Below are 18,327 nucleotides of genomic sequence, written 5' to 3' on the forward strand. Positions count from 1 at the left end.
TAAACCAAACCAAAGACGCCAAACACTAAAAAGCCGCAAAAACTCAGTTTTTGCGGCTTTTTTAATTCTTAGCATTTCAACTTTTAATTCTTAACATCTCAACATAGATTAATAATCTACCAATCTAGAATGGCAATTCAACCTGCATCATTAGGTCTGCATCTCGTGAGTCATGCCAGCGGTAGTCAAAACGCATACGAGGTTGCCCTTCTACTTTCTCACCAAAACCGATACTCAATTGAAGACCATGGTTCATCAACCATTCTTCAGTAGACATGTCATATTGATCGTCTTCCAGATCTTCAGGGAACCACATACCTAAGCCAACATAATTAGATTCAAGACTTTGCGTTAACAAAGGGGAATCTTTGCTTTGGATTACCCAATCGGACCAATAGTCTGGTTTGTTTTCTGGTTCTGCATCAGCGAGACCACTGATTTCTAACATGCGTTGGCCGAAGGACTCAATGCTCGTAGACAAATCTAAACAGCTATTTTCATCATCAGAAGTCAGCATTATTGAATCTAAGCTAAAAAAATCACAATCAGCGTGTGCAGGCATACTGCATGCCGCAATGATTATCGTCGCTGGTATCGCGCCCTTTAGCATAGTCATCAGACCTCTCGAGTTAGTGAATCTACATTATTGTATACAGTTCACTGTCTTGCAATATCCTTGTAACTGACTTTGTACTCAGTTTTGCAACATTGCTCCCATTTTGCAAAGCATGGCGAATATCAGTGCTACGAATTTTAACTTTTTCAGGACAAGCCATCACAGACCAACGTTCCGTTATTTCGTCCGATTTATAAAACGATGCAAACTTAAAGAAATTGTCAGGCCCGATGACAAAGGTCAGTTCAGCCTCTGGATGCTGTTTTTGAAGCTGACTAAGCACCGCATAAGTCGTGACACTTTCACCTGGAGTAAACAACCCTTTCTCAACCAGTGAAAGTTCAACTTGCTCCAACGATAAATCAGAGATAAACGCCTCGACCAACTGACATCTCGTATCAAAGTCTAGCATCTCTTTTCCCCAAGCATGGGCAATACTGGGGACCAGAAGAATTTTGTCAAAGTGAGCCAACGAATCAATCACACTTTTGTGCCCTAAGCTCGGCGGATTAAACGCACTACCGAAAATGGCTATTTTTTCCATTATTTATTACTGCCTTCTCTTTCTAAGCTTGTGCAAAGAGGTTTTTAAATCGGATGATTTAGGTATGATAACACTAGATTTTTAATTTGCTTGCAGGAAAGGAATACGAATGGAACAGTTAATTCGTGACGAAATGCGCGTACTACCTTCAATAGACCCTCACTTCGAAGTGACTCGTCGTGTGGACTTTATCAAAACGAAACTTCAGCAATCAGGATGCAAATCTCTCATTCTTGGTATCAGTGGTGGTGTCGATTCGACAACCTGTGGCCGCTTGGCACAAATGGCCATTAACAGCCTAAATGAAAGCTCTGGCAACAACGACTACCAATTCATTGCAGTTCGCCTTCCTTATGGCGAGCAAAAAGATGAAGATGAAGCACAACTTGCTCTGTCTTTCATCCAGCCTTCCCAATCTGTTTCTGTAAACATTAAAGCAGGCGTGGATGGGTTGCATGCGGCATCTCACGTGGCTTTAGAAGACACAGGTTTGCTTCCAACAGATTCTGCAAAAATCGACTTTGTAAAAGGTAATGTGAAAGCTCGCGCTCGCATGATCGCACAATACGAAATTGCAGGTTACGTTGGTGGCCTTGTGATTGGTACTGACCATTCAGCGGAAAACATCACGGGCTTCTACACTAAGCACGGTGACGGCGCATGTGATTTAGCACCTTTATTTGGCCTGAACAAGCGTCAAGTTCGTGAACTAGCAGCAACTCTAGGTGCGCCAGAGCTATTAGTTAAGAAAGTCCCTACTGCCGACCTCGAAGAGCTTGACCCACAGAAAGCCGACGAAGCAGCATTGAACCTTTCTTACGACCAAATCGATGATTTCCTTGAAGGCAAAGAAGTGCCTCAAGATGTATCCGATCGTTTAGTTGGTATCTACAAAGCAACACAGCACAAGCGTCAACCAATCCCAACGATCTACGATTAATCTTTTGAATTAGTCTCAGAATTTAAAAGGCCGGAAGTTCATTTCAATGATCTTCCGGCCTTTTCTATTTAATGCGTTTTTCTTTATGATCTAGCGAGCTATTAATCCACAACTTCGATATCAGTTTGCGGAACACTGCAACACGCCAGTATCTGCCCCATGTTACGCTCATGATCTTGCAACGCAGGTACATCTGGTTGGTGAACTTGCCCAGACTCAAGGGTCACTTTACACGCTCCGCAAAAACCAGCACGGCAGCTAGAAGCAATAGACACACCCGCCGATTCAGCCTGTTCTAGTAGCGTTGATTGGTTATTACCTTCAAACAAGTAACCATTAACACTCAACTGCAGTTGCTTCACTGTTTCTTCAGTTGATTGAGCCAAGCCAAATGCTTCTTGATGATAATGCTGAGGGTTGAGCCCCATTTGGATTAACAGTTTTTTTGCGTTATCCATAAAGCCGTCTGGGCCGCACACAAACGCTTGACGCTTGTGTAGTGCTTCAATTTTAGCAATATGCGACACGCTCAAACGACCAGATAAACCATCCCATTCTTTAGTTGGTTGGCTTAACGAGTAAATCACACGTAACCCTTTATGTTCGTTGGCAATCTTATCAATCTCAGCTTGATAAGGAATATCCTCTTCGCTACTGCATTGATGATAGAAAACCACATCATCAATTTGACCATGGTCGGCTAAGTAACGAAGCATCGACAACATTGGGGTAATACCGCTGCCTGCAGACAAAAGCAGTAACGGATGGGTTAGGTTTGCTTCTAAGTAGAACGCACCATCTGGGTTTTGAGCGACTAGAGTATCGCCCACTTGGAAATGATCATTGAGCCAGTTAGATATTTGACCATCATCCACTCGCTTCACTGAAATCGCCAAACGACCCGCTCGTGATGGGCTAGAAGATAACGTGTAACGACGCGAAATCGTCTCGCTATCAATCACCATCTCAATCGGCAGATGTTGCCCAGGCTGGTAACTTGGTAGTGAGTGGTTCTCTTTCGCAGGTTCTAACCAAAAAGTTGTAAAGTCACGAGCGATCTCTTCACGTTCAACACAGGTTAAATGCAATGATTCTACCCAAGTATCTTGGTAGTGCTCCTTCTCTTTGGTTTCTAGTACTTCAACAACATCACCGGCTTTAACTAAGCCTTCATTTTTAGCAACTAGATTTTGACCAAAGAAAACACCACCGCGCTCATTCGCTCTGAATTTAGAAAAGGTGTTAAGCGGCTCTTTTGTTTCTCTGAATTCTCCGCGTTCAACATCAACCGTTGTTAAAATACAGCGCTCACAAGGTTTAACGGCTTCGAATTCAACCTCACCGATACGGATACGCTTCCAGCTGTCTTCAGCAAAGGCTTCGGTATTAGAAACGACAAAGTTAGTGCGAAACTGATCCATTGAATGAGTTTCAGGGCTGCGGCGGTTTAACTCATCAAGCGATGCTTGGCTGATCACCAACATTGGGTAACCATCAGCGAAACTTACGTTGTGACCGAGCTTTTCACGAACACGATTCGATTGCTCACCTGAAAACAGGAGTTCAACTCGGACACCCAACACATCGCTAAACCAATCATCAGCTTCATCATTGGTGGTGTAAGCGGTAAAGCTGTCTTTCCAAACCGTTGCTGGTGCTTCTTGCATCTTGAAATTCGCATACTTTAGGCGTAAAGGCTCTTTGCCTTCATAAGTGAAGATCAAACCGTCTGGTTGCAAGCTTGAAGATACCTTCACCATTTTCGGATACTTACGCGCCGTGATCATTGAACCGTCTGCCAATGCCAACATAAAGCGTCTGTCGAAAGTTAGGCCTTGTTTTTCGACCCAAGCAGAAGAGAGTGAAATCCCGCCTACAGATTTAACCGGAAACACATTAATTTGAGATAGAGAAGACACTTGCTCTGAAGCCTTTTGATCTTGAGCTTTTTTATCTAAAGGTAGCTGCGACATAACGATTCCAATGTTTTGTTGTTTGTCCCAATGCTAACAAATGGTTATAAATAGATAAACTGGCAGGCATTAAACACTTGATACTAAGCTAATATCTTGAGATGTTTATCCTAGTGTCTTATCTACATAAAGACAGCAATGTATTAACACTCTCCATACGTTCTATAATTTGAACACGGTTACCGCATTGAACTTTCATTGAATAAAAAGGATTTATCATGAACAAACTTGTCATTATCATCTTATGTGTACTACTCCCTCCTGTTGGCGTGTTCTTCGCTCGCGGCGCAGGTAAAGATTTGCTGATTAACATCATCCTTACTTTCTTCTTCTGGGTACCAGGTATGATCCACGGATTATGGGTAGCCACTCGCTGACCCTTCGACCATCTCCGAGAATTAATACCGAATAAAATACTCATAAAAACAAGCTCCTAACCCTGAAGGGTTAAAAATAGGATGAAATGAAAGTGCTTTTCCACTATCATCCTGTCGCCTAAACGTAAGCGATTGCTTTCACAAATTTCGCTGAGTTTAGGCTCCAACTACACAACACTTCAAATGGTGGGAGCCTTCAATGACACAACTTACGATTACTCGTCCTGACGACTGGCACGTTCATCTACGCGATGGCGACGTATTAAAAGATACAGTGCGCGATATCAGCCGCTACAATGGTCGAGCGTTAATCATGCCAAACACCATCCCACCGGTAACCGATACCGAAATGGCGCTTGCTTATCGTGAACGCATCATGGCAGAGCAGCCAAGTGAACAATTCCAGCCTCTAATGGCACTTTACCTAACAGACAACACAACTCCTGATGAAATTCGTAAAGCGAAAGAGTCTGGCGCTGTTGTAGCGGCCAAGCTTTACCCTGCTGGCGCGACGACAAACTCTGACTCTGGCGTAACTTCTGCTCAAAAGATTTACCACGTATTAGAAGCCATGCAAGAAGTGGGTATGTTGCTGCTTGTTCATGGTGAAGTAACGGCTCACGATGTTGATATCTTTGACCGTGAAAAGCAGTTCCTAGACACAGTTCTAGCACCGATTGTTAACGACTTCCCTAACTTGAAGATCGTTCTAGAGCACATCACGACTGCAGATGCAGCGACTTTCGTTAAGAACGCTAACGAGAACGTAGCGGCAACCATTACAGCTCACCACTTGCTTTATAACCGCAACCACATGTTGGTTGGCGGCATTAAGCCACATTTCTACTGCCTACCAATCCTTAAGCGCAACACGCACCAATTGGCGCTTATCGAAGCAGCAACAAGTGGCAGCAAAAAATTCTTCTTGGGTACAGACTCTGCGCCACACGCAAAGGGCGCCAAAGAGTCAGCTTGTGGTTGTGCAGGTTCTTACACAGCGCACGCTGCGGTTGAACTGTACGCTGAAGTATTCGATTTAGAAGGCAAGATTGAGAACCTAGAAGCATTCGCGAGCCACAATGGCCCAGACTTCTACGGCATGCCACGTAACTCAGATACAATCACACTCGTTAAAGAAGAGTGGAATGTATCTGAAACAATGCCTTTCGGTTCAGACATTGTTGTGCCAATCCGTGGCGGCGAGACGATTGCTTGGTCTGTAAAATAAGCGCTTGGGCTGTTAAGTAAACGCCCTCCATTTAACGAAAAGGGTCACCATAATAATTATGGTGACCCTTTTTTGTTTCGATGAAAAGCTGTCTTATTACAAGAAATAGTTTAACGATTATTTACCACGAATTTTTCCAATAGCACTCCAAATCGCGACGACAATCAACCCTGAAAGAACACCAATCACACCATTTAATAGCGTTGGTACCACCGCGGTTGCAATCGAATGTCCACTGAAGTCCATAATAATCGGTTCAATTAAATGATGAATCGCAGGGACGTTGTGAACCACAATACCGCCGCCAACCAAAAACATCGCAGCCGTTCCAACCACCGCAAGCGTCTTCATTAACTTGGGCGCAAATGCGACTAGCCCGTTACCCAATTGGGTTTTAATGGCACTCCCATTCGATGTTCGCTGGAGATAGAAACCTAAATCGTCCAACTTCACGATCCCAGCAACTAAGCCATAAACACCAATCGTCATCACAACGGCTATCAAACTCACGACAAGAATCTGAGTAAGGATACTTGTACCCGTCACGGTGCCCAGAGCTATCACGATGATTTCCGCAGATAATATGAAATCAGTACGAATCGCGCCTGCGACCTTTCTCTTCTCATATTCCTCTATGGATTCGCCAGTACTCGTATCCTCTCCCTTTTCATCATCTTGATGAGAATGAGGAAACAGCTTCTCTAAGATTTTCTCCGCCCCTTCAAAACAAAGAAACAAACCTCCAATCAAAAGCAAAGGCATGATCAGCCAAGGAATAAAGGCACTGATCAATAATGCCGCAGGCACCAAAATCAACTTGTTTTTAAATGAGCCTTTTGCAACCGCCCATACCACTGGGATTTCTCGTTCAGCAGAAACACCGGATACCTGCTGAGCGTTCAGTGCTAAATCATCCCCCAACACACCAGCGGTTTTTTTAGCTGCCACCTTAGACATCAGTGCGACATCATCCAACACGGTTGCAATGTCATCCAGTAGCGTTAATAAACTTGCTCCAGCCATTTTATGGTCTCTTTTAAGGGATTAAACAATTGATAAAATGTAACACCATCAATCCACTCATCAAAGTTATGAGTCTGTAAAAAATAGAGTCACAAATTGTGTTTTCTATTGCTGTCTCTGTTAGACAGGAATAGTCTGTCTTCATCTTTCACGAACATAAAAGAAGAAGTATAGATGAAAAGTGAATACTCCTACCCAATCGGTGAGCCTGGAAAAAAATGGCAACAAGCAGAACGTCAAGCATGGTTCGCTCAAAGAACGGTTAAGCGTGAATATCAACAAGAAGTTGTGCCAAAAATCCAAGCATTGGCAGACCGCTTTGACATCGAGCAATACGGCGCACTGAGCTACGATGAAGCTCGTTTCCCGCTTTTTGCAATCAAAAGCAAAAACTGGGACGCATCAAAACCAACGATCCTTGTAACGGGTGGTGTTCACGGTTACGAAACCAGTGGTGTGCATGGCGCGATCAAGTTCGCCGCAACTCAAGCAGAACAGTACTCAGCACACTTCAACATTGTTGTTGCACCTTGTGTGAGCCCTTGGGGTTACGAAGTCATCAACCGTTGGAACCCAAATGCTGTCGATCCAAACCGCTCTTTCTACGATGGTACACCAGCAGAAGAATCAGCGAACCTACGTGCATTAGTCGCTTCTTTACCAGAAGTGTTGGTTCACGTTGATCTACACGAAACGACGGATTCTGACGAAACAGAATTCCGACCAGCACTCGCAGCGCGTGATGGCATTGAGTACATCGAAGGTATGATCCCAGACGGTTTCTACACAGTTGGTGATACTGAAAATCCACAGCCTGAGTTCCAAGCGGCGGTAATTGCTTCAGTTGAAAAAGTAACGCACATTGCGCCAGCAGACGCAGACGGCAAGATCATTGGTTCTGAAGTTACCCAACATGGTGTGATTAACTACCCAATGAATAAGCTTGGCTTATGTGGTGGTGTGACTGATTGTAAGTACGGCACAACCACTGAGGTTTACCCAGACAGCGACAAAGTGACAGACGAAGAGTGTAATGACGCTCAAGTTGCTGCTGTAGTCGGTGCTTTGGATTACGTAATTCAACATGAATTGAACGCGTAAGCTATTAGCTAATAGCTGCTCCCTAAAACTAAAAAGAGCCACAAGTGACGATTCACTTGTGGCTCTTTTTTTGTCTTATCTGCTTGTCTTTGATTTCTTCTTGGGCATAAAAAAGCTCCCTTGCACACAGTACAAGAGAGCTTTGAAATAATGCTTAATAAGGAGTAACTAGCGAACTATCTACTCCCCATACTTGATTACTTTATTTAGCGGTTTCGCTAACGTTTTCTTGTCCTTTATCTACTTCAGTCAGTAGACCTTTCAACAAGCTGAAACAACCAATCAGAAGAATGATCGTAAACGGTAGTGCAGCAATGATCGTGATCGATTGCAGAGCTTGGATAGATTGAGTACCACCAATCCACAACATCACCATTGCAATAGCGCCTGAGATAACCGCCCAAACCACTTTCTGTTTAACAGGAACTTCAAGCTTACCACCCGCTGTCATGCCATCGATAACGATAGAGCCTGAGTCTAGCGTTGTAACGAAGAACACGATGATCAGCGCGACTGCGAGAACCGACAGAATACTACCGAACGAGTAAGCATCTAGCATGTAGAACAAGCTTAGAGACACGTCTGTGATGCCTTGGTCGAGACCAAGTTGCCCTACATGATTAATTACTTGCTCGATAGCCACGCCGCCGAAGATAGCCATCCAAGCCGACGTTACCAATGTTGGGATAATCAGTACGCAAAGTAAAAACTCACGAACCGTACGGCCTTTAGAAATACGCGCTACAAACATGCCGAAGAAAGGTGCATACGCAACCCACCATGCCCAGTAGAACACAGTCCAGCCATGCAGCCATGTTGTGTCTTCACGACCAGAGCTTTGGCTCAACGCTACGATGTTATTCGCATAACCCGTCACCGCCGTTGCCACAGAATCAAGCACGGTTGTGAAGTTCAGAACAGCGATAAGACCAAGGAATACGAACGCAATAACCATGTTCAGGTTACTTAGGAACTTAACACCACCGTCCATGCCACGCATAACAGAGATGATCGCCAAGCCCATAATCAAAACGATAATAGATTGCTGAAGGTAGATGTTGTTTTCCAAGCCAAACACGTGGCTAATACCACTTGCTGCCTGCGTACCACCTAGGCCTAATGAAGTCGCAAGGCCAAACAGAGTAACCAGTACCGTTAGTACGTCGATCACATCACCTGTTTTACCCCAAACTCGTTCACCCAGTATTGGGTAAAACACAGAACGCATTGATAGCGGTAAGCCTTTGTTGTAAACAAAGTACGCTAGACAAAGCGCCGTCATGCCATAGATAGCCCATGCATGAAAACCCCAGTGGAACAGTGTCGCGCCAAGAGCGAGTTCACGGCCTGCTTCTGTAAAAGGTTCTGCACCGAGTGGCGTTCCGAACCAGTTCGTGAAGAACGCGGTTGGCTCTGCAACACCCCAAAAAATAAGTCCTATACCCATACCCGCTGCGAATAGCATTGCTATCCAAGATGACATGGAGTAATCCGCCGTCGCGTCTTCGCCACCTAGACGAATTTTACCCAAAGGTGAAAACGCGAGAACAACGGCAAACGCTAGCATGATGTTAGCTCCCCACATAAAGAGGAAGTCAAACTTTGATAAAACAGCACCCTTGATAGAATCAATAGCAGCTTTAGCATCTGCAGGAGGAAGAGCAAGAAGAGTGATGATGAAGAGAAGAGATAAGCCTACTGAGGCTACGAAGACTGTGTTATGGACATCCATGCCCCATTTACTGACGTTGTCTTGACCAACTTGATAGTCAGTAGAATCAATACTGTATTTTTTTGATTTAAAACTCATAAATTATGATGTTCGCATATCCGAATTAACGAATATAAGGACGCTCTCCATATCCAATTACTACTTGATTGGCTCGCCGCACCACCTAAATAAAAAGGCGATAAAAATCACAATGATTGGTGACAAATGGACTTATTGGCTCAATCCCAAGGCGCGGATTATAGCACAGCTCAAAGCATTTTGACTGAGTTTTAGCTCAATAGTCACCCAAACCACCGTCAATAGTGATAGTTAAGCCAATAAAAACAGAATAAAATAAACAAATAAAAATGTTTAAATACAGCACTTTAAATTAAAATAACGCACTGTAAAATCTCATTCAAACTTTCTAAAGATAAAATCAACAACAGCCTAATTTATTTATAGCTCTAACAAAAAAGCCCCGCTATAGGGGCGGGGAAATTACCAAAGGTAAAAGAGAAATCAGTATTCAAATGTCAGTGCTACGTCTAGCAGAGCAGCACTTCACATTTCAAGGACAGCACATTAGATCGCGAAGCAAAAACCTAGGTTATAGTCTTCGCCATTTTTTGCCGTGAACTCTTTATCTTCACTTGAAGCGTTCGGTCGACCGCTTTCATCGCCTTTCACTAAGCTCACCCAGTGACGGATGCCAGAAGAACGGTTCGCCTCTGTTTGGCCAAACGTAGTGCATGTCTCTAGTTGGATATCTTGAATATCAACTAATTCCAAGTGGCCAGTACCTTTGCGAGCACCGATTGTCACTTCAACGTGTGTACCGCTTTCGTCACGGAATAAGATTGCTGATGGTTTTGACTTATCACCTGTGTAAGCCACAAAGTGTTTAGCTCGTTTCAGGCCTGTGTGTTCACCGTTTTTGAAGTAAACCTGAACATGTCGATAATCAATCTCGTAGCTCACTGCATCTTCGTGTGAACCCGCCTCAAGAGGAAATAAAGTATCAAGCAACTGCTTCGCCATTTTCTGTTTTTCGAGTTGCTTGTCTGCTTTCACCATTTCGACGGCAAAGACAGCTTCAGCAATAAATGTTGAATGGTTTCTGTGAAGTTCTGTTTTGTCTAGTGTCAGCATATTCATAGTTTTTCCCTCTTACGGCTTTGAATTTCATGTAGGTCAAAAATCCTGATTGACCCTTTTCAAAATTGTTCTTTACTGTGTTGCTTCCATGTATTTCATACTACTTGTATTTTCTAAACAATTTCACAACAAAAATTTCACACTGTGAATTTTACTAAATTGCTTTTTTACACACACCGGCATTTTGAGCCCCTAGCCCTTGATTTCCCTGGGCTGAGGGCTCACTAGAACCACTATTACGTGTTGTTTGATTTTGTGTAATAACCGACACCAACCAACTTATTGTCGATTACTCGATAATAGGTATGCTTGGTTTCGACTTTGCTCGACAGCGGATTCAACCATCGGTAGGTATAAACTCCACGCCCGTTTTCTTTTGCGAGGTTCAACATCTCAGTAAGAATCGGTTTATCGTCAGGGCTTAGGATTTCGTTGTGTGATCGCCCGACAAGTTCAGGAGATACACCGTGTGCGAGCAGCTTTCCAGAGCTCATGTCCATCACGAACACATACAAGTCTCCTTCAACAAAGCGACCTTCGCTATTATTGAACTCGGTAATGCTGTCTTGTTCGGATTCGACTATCGCCGTCATGGCTCTTGCCAACAATCGCTTAGCTTCTGCGGCACTTGAGCGTTCAGGGTAGTAACCCACAGCCACAATCACATCGCCCACTCGTTCAAAGAAGGTGGTCTTAGGCTCACCCATGCGGTCAGTCGGATTTGTCCAATGGTACTGAACTTCGCCAAAACCGTTATGTACAGCCTTAGTGATCATTTCTCGGAAAAAAGGATTGCCATAAACATCTTGAGTGTCCAAAACGCTGTCGCCCACCAACACCATTGAAGATCCGCCACTGGCGAGGAATTGGCCATCAATCCCTAAAGCAAACACATAAAGCTCACCGTCTGTATATTCAGGGTCGCTCATGAAGTCACTCACACTCTCATCGCCATCCTTTTGCACATGTATCACCGCCTTCGCAAGCAGGGTTTTGGCTCTTCTTTCAGCGTCACTGACAACATGTGGTTCTGAAATGTCGAGCACATTGACTGGCTCGTTTTCTTTCGCTGTTTCTGAATGTTCGGCACGCAACCCAATGCCACTGATCACTGCAAATACGGCACAACCAATAAGGATAATTCTTGATATATTCATAGTGACCTCTCCTAATAGCCCACCAAGGACGGTAGCCAAAGTGTAATTTGCGGGAAGAAAGCGATAACGAACACGCCAATAACGGATGCAAGCACAAAGGGATGGATCTTAGCGGTGATCTGTTCGACCGTGGCTCCGCCTATCCCCGAGGCAACAAAGATATTTTCACCGAGCGGCGGCGTAGCAAATCCTATCGATAACGTACACACCACCACGATTCCTACGTGCGTTGGATCCGCACCGAGCATGTACATGATTGGCAACAAGACCGGCACGATGATCATGATCGCGGCCAAGGTTTCCATGAACATGCCAACGAAAAGCAGTAACACAATAGTCAATGCCCACACCATGTACATGTTGTCAGTGAACCCTAACAATGACTCCGCCACCACAACCGGAATTTTTTGTTCGATTAACAAGCGACCAAATACCGTTGCCGCGAATAGAATCAGCAACACACGTCCAGTGATCCATGTCGTTGTCGACAATGACTTAATCGTGCTTTTGAACGATAACTCTCGGTGAATAAACACTCCGACAAACAGTGAATAGAAGATAGCCACAACCGCCGATTCTGTGGGTGTGAACATACCGCTGTAGATACCTCCGAGAATCAAAAACGGAGCCAGTATCGACCATATACCTCGGCGCAACGAGTGTCTTACTTCGCTAAATGACCAGTTTTCAGTCAACCCTTTGTAGCCTTCACGTTTAGCAATAAAGTAGTTAGTGACGACGAGTGTCGACGCCATAATGAAGCCAGGCACAACCCCAGCAACAAACAGTTTTGGAATAGATAAAGAGGCAAACTGCCCGTGTTGAGCAATGGCCTCTGGCGGTGCCATTAATCCCATTGCGGAGATACCGAAAATAACCAAGGGAATTGAGGGTGGGATAATAATACCCAATCCCCCTGAAGCAGCAGTCACCGCGGAGGCGTAGCTCTTATCATAATCTCGCTTAACCATTGCTGGCACCATTAGCATACCTACCGCAGCTGTGGTTGCAGGGCCTGAACCTGAGATAGCACCAAAAAACAAACACGCCATCACGGTTGCAGCGCCAAGGCCACCCGTCACGGGTCCGGCTAAGCTCTCGGCTATATCCACCAACCGTTTCGAGATACCCGCCGCCTCCATTAATGCGCCAGCAAGAACAAAGGCCGGCAGCGCCATTAACGGGAAATTACCCACCGAAGTAAACGCGATCTGTACTAAAGCGATAGGATTTTTGTCGAGCAACATATAGGCCGCCATTGAAGCGCCGGCCAGTGATACGGTGATTGGTGCACCCAGAATTAACAGGGTTAAGAAGCCACCAAATAAAATTAGAGTTAAATAGGATTCCATTATTACATCTCTCTATTACGACTATTCTCTATGACGACTACTGTGATGATTTTTGTGCCGTCATTTTGCGCAGTTCTTTGACTTCAGGATCTTCGTTTTTAGCGCCTTTGAACAAACGCTCATAGTTGTTCCAGATAATTCGAATCATCATCAACGAAAACGCGATAGGCAAAATCATATAGAAGTATTTCATTGGGATGCCTGTTGTCTGAGACTTCCAAAACAGGTTCATTTTGTTGAACACGAAATCGTAGCTGAGGTAGACAAAGTAACCGTTGAACAGCAACCATAAGAAGTCAGCGATAGTTTCACAGACGGTCTGAACAATCGGTGGGAAAAACTTGAAGTGAAAACTGACTCGGTTATGCGCTGACATTTTTGCCGCCACAACGGCTCCTAAATAAGCAAACCAAACAAACATGTAAGTAGCCACTTCATCACCCCAAGGTATGGAGTAATCAAAAAACTGACGAGTAAGGATTTGTGTGAACAGCAATAAGACAAAGCTTGCTAACAACAGACAACAGGTATATTCCTCGATGTTGTTAAGGTGCTTTTTTATCGTTTTAGCGACTGACATATAACCTCCAATGTTGATTTCCACATGACAACCAATCGCTCGCGGTACTAAAAAGATCAGGTACTGAACAGATCAACGAGTAAAGCCATGTAAAGGCCCTATCTCACTGTTCTATCGCTAGGTGATTAAGTAGCGGAGAACAGCAGATAGGGCGTATCTAATCGTTACTTTCTACCTAGTAACTCAAGAACGTCGTCTAGCTTGTCTTTGCCACCAATGCTTGAATAGAACTTAGGCCAAACTGATTTCGTTACCTTGCTGATCCACTCTTGCTCATTGTCTGCTGGGTCTGTGAATACCATGCCTTTTGCTTGTAGCTCTTCACGGATCTTGTTTTCAGTATTCTCTAGATAAGCAAAGCTGTGTTCTGTTGCTTCCTGACCCGCTTCAAGAATGATCTTTTGCATCTCAGGTGTCTGTTGTTGGAAGACCGTTTCACTGACGATTAACGGCTCAAGTGAGAAGATGTAACGCAGGTTTGTTACGTACTTTTGTACTTCATTGAACTTCATCGCATGAACAGTGATATATGGGTTGTCTTGACCATCAACCACGCCTTGTTGTAGGCCAGTAAAGGTTTCTGACCAAGCCATAGGTGTTGGGTTTACACCCCATGCTTGGTACGAAGCAATCATGATTTCGTTACGAGGAACACGAATCACTAGTCCTTTTAGATCCGCTGGTGAAGCCACTGATTTTTTAGAGTTAGTCAGAACCCTAAAACCAGAATAAGCCCAACCTACGATGCGAACGCCTGCGTCACGGATAGTATTGTCGACAAGGTCTTGACCCACTTGGCCTTGAGTTAATAGCACCGCTTCTTCTGCACTTTGAATGACATAAGGCATGGTCAATAGACCAACCGTTGGAGAGAAAGGCGTCACGTTGTTGATCGCCAATACAGAGAAGTCGAGAAGGCCGATTGCCGCGTCGTTGACGGTATCTTGCTCATTGCCCAATTGACCATTCGGGAACAGGTCGATTTTGACTTTACCGTCTGTTTTTTGCTCCATCAATTCAGAAAATGATGTCGCTAGTTCCCACTGCGTACCACCAGCAGCATCGCCGATAGCCATTTTAAAATTTGCTGCTGCCGCGGTATGAGATAGCATCGCTGTTGCTACAATTGTGACGCCAGCAATAATTTTATTTTTAATAAATTTCATAGTCTTAACCTTTCATATCATACAGACTTCCTGCCTGTACTTTGCTCACAAGGTGACCTGGTACAACTTTCCTGGTCGTAGTTCTATTTCCCTATTTTGGAAACAATGTTCGAGTAGCTAAAGCACTTCATCCTTTAACGAATACCACTGATAAAGGAACTGTTGCCCTACTCTTCGAAATGGTGCAAACATCTCAGATTCCACCACTTCCCTTACGTTGGGGAACGGAAGTTTTGATTCAAATATTGGCAAGTCAAGCTTATGACCTTCACCTGCAATCCACTGAGCAAGGCGCTTGCCTGCTTGAGCGGAGTACATCACACCATTGCCGCCATACCCTAGTGCGTAGAATATGGATTGCTTTGGATTCGGCTGATAGATTCTTGGCATCATGTCGTGGCTAACATCTACCCACCCCCACCATGAATAATCGATTTTGATCTGATCGAGAGAAGGGAATTTTCGGGTTAAATCCGATCTCAACATATCTTCGTATTTCTTTTCAGGTGCGTTCTTGCCACTGATGGCACTGCGTGTACCTATCTGCACTCGGTTATCGGGTAACAAACGGTAGTAATGACGCAAGATCCTAGTATCAGTAATCACCTGATTGGTTTTGAAGTTGCACGCGGCGATTTCGTCTTGAGTTAACGGACGCGTCACCATCGAGTTAGAAAGTACAGGTAATAGGCGATTCTTCAGCTCTGAATGCAAACCTTGGCTGGTATACCCACCGGTACAAACACCGACAGAACGAGCCTTAACCACACCACCTGGTGTTTTCAGGTAATGCACACCGTTGCGAGTTTCCCATCCCATCACAGGGCTTGCTGGGTGAACTTTTACGCCGAGTGCTCTCGCCTTTCTTAGATAACCAAATGCCAGTTTCCCTGCATGAATGCCAATACCTTCTGGCTCATGCATTGCGCCTGCCGCTTCTTGGTCACCAACGTAATCACGCTTTACGGTTTCCGCATCTAAGATCTGCGCATCGTAATCAAACGTGTCACGCAGCAACTTGGCTTCTTTCTCAAGCGTTGCCATCACTTTTGGACGGTGAGCAACGTATAAGTGGCCACCCGGCTGCGGGTCACAATCAATGTCTTTGATTAGAGACTTAAACGTGTTCATGCCTTCGATGCACTCGCGGTGCATTTTCAGTGCGGTTTCGAGTCCCCAGCGTTCAATCCACTGAGAACGCTTCAAACGTCCTGACGCACACTGAGCCTGGCCACCATTTCGGGTACTGCAGCCCCAACTCAAACGGTTAGCTTCAATCACAGTCGCTTTAATGCCGTACATTTCAGCAAGGTGTATCGCGGTGCTTAAGCCTGTGTAGCCTGAACCGATTATCGCTACATCGACATCCATATCCGATGTAATTGGGCCATCATCTTCAGGTGGCGCGCCTGCGGTATCTACCCAATAAGTCGGGGCGTATTCCTTGCCGTGACCTGGGCTCTTGTCTTTAAGTGGATCGTATTTTGGGTCGTATCTTTCTTTTGCTTGGGTACTTTCTTGTGCTTGGGTGCTTGTCACCTTTGGCGGCACATCGGCTGCCGGTTGTTCCATTACTAAACTCATAATTCGACTCTCCTAGTCATAACACGTGGACTGATTTTGGTTTCGTGTCTAGCTCTTGGGAGTATTGCTGGGAGTCAAAAGAGGTCGTGTTTTACGGAAGGCATTTTTTACGCTGATTTTTCCATCTTTCAGGGTAAACACATCAACCATACGAGCTTCGATGACGGTGCCATCAGGGTTAGTCGCAGAGAACGTTGATTCGCTTACTGCGCGGTCACCACACACAAAGTGGACAGGGTCGCTCCAGGCTGCATCTGGAAAGTTCTGCCAAACCAATTCAAAGCTATTGCGAACGGCTTCGTACCCTTCGATAGTGTTTCCAAGTACGCCTTCCCCTGCCACGGTGTGGAAGACACAGTCTTCGGTCATAAACGACATTAGCGCTTCAATATCATGGTTATTCCATGCATCACTAAAAGACTGTAAAAAGGCGGTGTCGACTTGGTTTTCCAGCACGAATGTCGCTGCATTGGTTTGCATATTCATATTCCAGAATCCTTTATGTTTTCGTTATTGGTTTAAATTTCAGTAGCTTTGCGCCACTTTTTTATTAGAGTGTTTAAACTAGATCTGTGAAATTTAACAACTTGATAACAAGCTTCGCCACTCTAACTTCGAGTTACTTTATAAACAATCTTTAAGCTCACAGATTTCATCTTTTTATAAATTAATTAGTGTTCTAATTTTATTTACACAGTCACTCACTAGATTTATACGAGGTCTAAATAAAATAATTAGAAATATTAGACTTTAGTCGAAGTCAAAATCTTGATGGTACTTTCGGCCATACTGCTCAAGCTGGCGATCATGAGTATTAACTTGTAATTCGATATTACCCTCACCTTTATTAATTGCTTGATTACCATCTACATGGGCTTCATTTTTCAAATCAGCCAGTTTCTCTTCAATATATTCTGTCGGTTCATTTAAAACATTCATGGAGGTTAATTCCTTTATCAGGTTTACTTTCGCTGATGGAAGAATATGAACGGACACTAGACCGTTTGAATATTCTTTCTCATCGTACAAAGGCTGAATGGCATCATTGCCACCTTCCTTAAATGGGTGAATGGAATACCACTTATCCTTTCGTTGCTCTTGCTGATCACAATCAGCCACATTGAATATCTGAGTTCTACTCAGGTCACATGGTGAGTTAAAAACACTAACCTTATGATAATCAATGGCTTTAATAATATTGATACAATCTTTGCTTTGGCTATGACACACAGACCACAACGCATTGACCAGGTTATCTGTCCACTCAAGTAAACGGGTTGGAAACCCCTGTTTCTTGGCTAAACACATCAATAACCAATCGTTTATCTCGTGTGCACTCAACGAATGCCCGCCATAAACTCTCACGGTCGAAAGAAGCTCTTGTTCGACACGGCGAATATTCTTTCGATTTGAGCGACCTAAGCTTGGCATCAGGTTATTATTTTCATAATCACACACGTTATAAATCAAACCACGATGCCCACTACACTCTGTAATAAGTGAATCGATTATTTTATACAGCTCTTCGAGTGAGCTTATATAATGTTTATTTTTCACAACATGCATACTACGATTCACTTAATTTAAATTCGGTAAAATCCAAATATCAACAACCCTATCAATCGATGATAAAAACCAACCAATAATAACGATTGACCAATAGTCAACGAGTGTCGTTATTGTATTTTTCTAAAATGATAATAAGTATATATCTTCATAAACAAGTATCAGTATTAGAACCATTCACTAAGTAGCTATGAGTTAATGGTCGATTAATAATAACGAGTTAACAAAGTTTATATAGCTATAACCACTTA

The 18,327-nt window shown here is 44.0% G+C and carries 17 protein-coding genes; 4 read left to right on the top strand and 13 right to left on the bottom strand.

Going from position 1 to position 18,327, the window contains the following annotated elements:
* Positions 1 to 124: 124 nt before the first annotated feature.
* Both AACW75_RS15845 and AACW75_RS15850 read right to left on the bottom strand, forming a co-directional pair.
* On the bottom strand, positions 125 to 616 hold the full coding sequence (locus AACW75_RS15845; protein ID WP_145562260.1) for a hypothetical protein: 492 nt from the start codon (positions 614 to 616) through the stop codon (positions 125 to 127).
* A gap of 22 nt (positions 617 to 638) precedes the next feature.
* Positions 639 to 1,160, bottom strand: a complete 522-nt coding sequence (locus AACW75_RS15850; protein ID WP_017074750.1) for a nicotinate-nicotinamide nucleotide adenylyltransferase — start codon at positions 1,158 to 1,160, stop codon at positions 639 to 641.
* Between the two features lie 109 nt (positions 1,161 to 1,269).
* Between AACW75_RS15850 and nadE the strand changes: the two genes are divergently transcribed.
* The gene (gene nadE / locus AACW75_RS15855; RefSeq protein ID WP_135457403.1) at positions 1,270 to 2,100 is read left to right on the top strand and encodes an ammonia-dependent NAD(+) synthetase; all 831 of its coding nucleotides are present in this window, start codon (positions 1,270 to 1,272) and stop codon (positions 2,098 to 2,100) included.
* A gap of 101 nt (positions 2,101 to 2,201) precedes the next feature.
* On the opposite strand, the gene AACW75_RS15860 is transcribed toward nadE, so the two are convergent.
* Positions 2,202 to 4,073, bottom strand: coding sequence for a hybrid-cluster NAD(P)-dependent oxidoreductase (locus AACW75_RS15860; protein ID WP_145569026.1), 1,872 nt, complete (start codon positions 4,071 to 4,073; stop codon positions 2,202 to 2,204).
* 218 nt (positions 4,074 to 4,291) lie between these two features.
* Here AACW75_RS15860 and AACW75_RS15865 point away from each other — a divergent pair, with 218 nt between their 5' ends.
* Both AACW75_RS15865 and pyrC read left to right on the top strand, forming a co-directional pair.
* Positions 4,292 to 4,450 (top strand): YqaE/Pmp3 family membrane protein, encoded by a 159-nt coding sequence (locus AACW75_RS15865; RefSeq protein WP_004731890.1) that lies wholly within the window; start codon positions 4,292 to 4,294, stop codon positions 4,448 to 4,450.
* A 199-nt stretch (positions 4,451 to 4,649) separates the two neighbouring features.
* Positions 4,650 to 5,678, top strand: coding sequence for a dihydroorotase (gene pyrC / locus AACW75_RS15870; RefSeq protein WP_017074747.1), 1,029 nt, complete (start codon positions 4,650 to 4,652; stop codon positions 5,676 to 5,678).
* 117 nt (positions 5,679 to 5,795) lie between these two features.
* On the opposite strand, the gene AACW75_RS15875 is transcribed toward pyrC, so the two are convergent.
* Positions 5,796 to 6,701: a DUF808 domain-containing protein gene (locus AACW75_RS15875; RefSeq protein ID WP_145569024.1), complete on the bottom strand. Its 906-nt coding sequence runs from the start codon at positions 6,699 to 6,701 to the stop codon at positions 5,796 to 5,798.
* A gap of 174 nt (positions 6,702 to 6,875) precedes the next feature.
* Here AACW75_RS15875 and AACW75_RS15880 point away from each other — a divergent pair, with 174 nt between their 5' ends.
* Complete coding sequence (locus AACW75_RS15880; protein WP_017087367.1) at positions 6,876 to 7,802, top strand: M14 family metallopeptidase; 927 nt, start codon at positions 6,876 to 6,878, stop codon at positions 7,800 to 7,802.
* A 202-nt stretch (positions 7,803 to 8,004) separates the two neighbouring features.
* On the opposite strand, the gene AACW75_RS15885 is transcribed toward AACW75_RS15880, so the two are convergent.
* From AACW75_RS15885 to AACW75_RS15925, 9 genes are all read right to left on the bottom strand, one after another.
* Positions 8,005 to 9,612, bottom strand: coding sequence for a BCCT family transporter (locus AACW75_RS15885; RefSeq protein ID WP_004731897.1), 1,608 nt, complete (start codon positions 9,610 to 9,612; stop codon positions 8,005 to 8,007).
* 486 nt (positions 9,613 to 10,098) lie between these two features.
* Complete coding sequence (locus AACW75_RS15890; RefSeq protein ID WP_145569023.1) at positions 10,099 to 10,671, bottom strand: hypothetical protein; 573 nt, start codon at positions 10,669 to 10,671, stop codon at positions 10,099 to 10,101.
* A gap of 236 nt (positions 10,672 to 10,907) precedes the next feature.
* Positions 10,908 to 11,828, bottom strand: coding sequence for a cache domain-containing protein (locus AACW75_RS15895; protein ID WP_017074742.1), 921 nt, complete (start codon positions 11,826 to 11,828; stop codon positions 10,908 to 10,910).
* Between the two features lie 11 nt (positions 11,829 to 11,839).
* Positions 11,840 to 13,180: a TRAP transporter large permease gene (locus tag AACW75_RS15900; RefSeq protein WP_017074741.1), complete on the bottom strand. Its 1,341-nt coding sequence runs from the start codon at positions 13,178 to 13,180 to the stop codon at positions 11,840 to 11,842.
* Between the two features lie 37 nt (positions 13,181 to 13,217).
* Entirely contained in the window at positions 13,218 to 13,760 is a 543-nt protein-coding gene (locus AACW75_RS15905; RefSeq protein ID WP_017074740.1) for a TRAP transporter small permease, read from the bottom strand.
* A gap of 164 nt (positions 13,761 to 13,924) precedes the next feature.
* Positions 13,925 to 14,926 (bottom strand): TRAP transporter substrate-binding protein, encoded by a 1,002-nt coding sequence (locus AACW75_RS15910; protein ID WP_102513168.1) that lies wholly within the window; start codon positions 14,924 to 14,926, stop codon positions 13,925 to 13,927.
* A 117-nt stretch (positions 14,927 to 15,043) separates the two neighbouring features.
* Positions 15,044 to 16,510 (bottom strand): NAD(P)/FAD-dependent oxidoreductase, encoded by a 1,467-nt coding sequence (locus AACW75_RS15915; RefSeq protein WP_145569021.1) that lies wholly within the window; start codon positions 16,508 to 16,510, stop codon positions 15,044 to 15,046.
* 48 nt (positions 16,511 to 16,558) lie between these two features.
* Positions 16,559 to 16,996: a nuclear transport factor 2 family protein gene (locus tag AACW75_RS15920; RefSeq protein WP_004731912.1), complete on the bottom strand. Its 438-nt coding sequence runs from the start codon at positions 16,994 to 16,996 to the stop codon at positions 16,559 to 16,561.
* Positions 16,997 to 17,260: 264 nt separating this feature from the next.
* Complete coding sequence (locus AACW75_RS15925) at positions 17,261 to 18,076, bottom strand: FRG domain-containing protein (protein ID WP_145569019.1); 816 nt, start codon at positions 18,074 to 18,076, stop codon at positions 17,261 to 17,263.
* Between the last annotated feature and the right edge of the window lie 251 nt (positions 18,077 to 18,327).

It is taken from the genome of Vibrio sp. L3-7 (assembly GCF_963898195.1).
Classification (GTDB): domain Bacteria; phylum Pseudomonadota; class Gammaproteobacteria; order Enterobacterales; family Vibrionaceae; genus Vibrio; species Vibrio echinoideorum.